Source organism: uncultured Thiodictyon sp. (assembly GCF_903828115.1).
In the GTDB taxonomy this organism is placed as follows: Bacteria; Pseudomonadota; Gammaproteobacteria; order Chromatiales; family Chromatiaceae; genus Thiodictyon.
Map to the genome: position 1 here is coordinate 1 of NZ_CAIKKU010000166.1, position 1,928 is coordinate 1,928.

Annotated in this window: 1 protein-coding gene; it reads left to right on the top strand. The window is 62.8% G+C overall.

Features of this window, described 5'->3' with window-relative positions; all coding sequences use genetic code 11:
- Positions 1-589 precede the first annotated feature (589 nt).
- Positions 590-988, top strand: coding sequence for a hypothetical protein (locus tag QZY48_RS06000; protein WP_295429002.1), 399 nt, complete (start codon positions 590-592; stop codon positions 986-988).
- Positions 989-1,928 lie beyond the last annotated feature (940 nt).

Below are 1,928 nucleotides of genomic sequence, written 5' to 3' on the forward strand. Positions count from 1 at the left end.
CACCCGCGACTGGAGTCCAAGGATTCAGCGGTAACCCGTCGCGGCCTGGGGATGTCACGCCCTTTCAGGGCTGGGCTCCTTTACAACCGACCACCCAGGGCGTTGCCCTGGGCTGGTATGTCGCGCCCCTGCGGGGCTTAAGGGTCGCGGCGGCGGCAGGCACCCCGCGCGGGATCAAGGCGTCCGGGCGCCGGGCGGGAGCATTGACCCCAACGGGGTCACACATACCAGCCCAGGGCAACGCCCTGGGTCGTCCGCAGAGATCGTCTTAGCCCTGAAAGAGCGTGACAGATCGCGGCCTTGATCATCGCTCCGGCCGCCCCGGGCCGGAGTCCAAGGCTTCAGCCTTGGATGCATGGGACCAAGGCTGAAGCCTTAAACTCCAGGAGGTGGCCGCTGGCCGGAACGATGATCAAGGCCGCACCTGGTCAACGACATCTGCGTCCGTTGCGGGTACGCATCGCCCCAGACGACGAGCAACTCCTATGAATACTAACGATTTCTGCAAGCGCTCGGCGAGACCCTGACCACGCGCGCCGCCCACCTTGAGCAGGCGGCGTTCGCGGTCGCTGAGGCATCGTCCCAAGTCATGGCACTCGCCTGTCTGCGACGGGCGCGGACGGTGTCCGATTTCCGTGAACGTGTGGTCCAGGTCGTCCAAGCCGCCGCCGCGTCGCTCGGTGTCGAGGCGCGGCTCGATGTACCGGTTGACGAGAGTCAAAGCCTGCGAGCGGATGTCTATCTTCTCTCCCGCGTCCCGCTGATCGTCATCGCCGCCACCTCGGCGCAACGCCTGATGGAGGCCGAGATCATCTGGCTCGACGCCGCCCGGCGCCAGGAACCGGCCTATGTCCTGGCAACGGTCGAAGACGCCCGCGCCGTCGGCATCAACCAGTACACCCAGGCCAACTATTACACCGACAAGACCGTGGAGTTTACGGGCGCCAAGGCCCTCGGGGAATTGGTGGCGCACCAGTTGCGGCACTGACGCAGTCGCGTCGATCCCAGGTTAATGTAGTCGCACAGGTTCTTGGCCGGAACTTTCCTGAAAATTGGGGTTGTCGAGGTTGAGTCGGACTTGAGCCTCGGTCATACTCCCGGCTTTACAACGCCTTGAAGTTGCGCGAGTCGGTGGAAGGTCCTGATGGCCCTGGAACACCGGGCAGCAAGAGCCGTTCCCGGCGAAAATCGCACAGGCGGCCAAAAACACCTTGACGGGGTTCAAGGCGACCGCGGAAGCCACGGCGAGGGCGGCGGCGGAAGCGGCCAAGGCGGACCTTGCCGCGGCGGTGGCGACGGCGGCTCACCGGGTCGCGGATCAGGTGGCCGGCACCCGAGAACTGCGCTGGGGGGGTGGGTCTGTCCCTGGCTCTCGCGGTGCTGATTGCGTGCGCGCTGGGGTTCGGGATCTACATGGAGAGCGTCGGCCGGGCCTCGGGCTTGGTGGAGGGGTACGCGGCGGCCTGGGCGAACACTCCGCAGGGGAAGGCGGCCTACCAACTTGCGCAGGCCGGTAGCATTGACACCCTGACGCGGTGCGATCTGCCGATCTGCCGGGGTGGCGGATCGAGAAAGGGGCGTGCTACCCCGACCAAGGGCCTGGGGGTAAACTCCACGGCTGGCGGCTCAAGCCAGACGCCTCGGCTCGGACGGGGCCGTGACACAGAACCAGTTCTCCTATTTTTTATTAAAAGAAAAACATGCTTAACATCAACAATTCCACGCATTTATCATACCGTCAAGATATTGATGGTTTGCGTGCGATTGCCGTTCTATCCGTGGTTATATAAGTACCTCAAGTGAAATAACTGTAGATCTATATCAGGAATGAGAGAATTTGATTCTGTACTTCCCGCCAAATGAGCCGAGTATTTCTCTAAGCGCCTCGTCGAGAGATGCCATGTTGGCGTACGCACAATTCGGAATCC

Excerpts from the sequence above, each read along its gene's own strand:
- QZY48_RS06000 (WP_295429002.1), top strand. The coding sequence starts at position 590 with ATGGCACTCGCCTGTCTGCGACGGGCGCGGACGGTGTCCGATTTCCGT.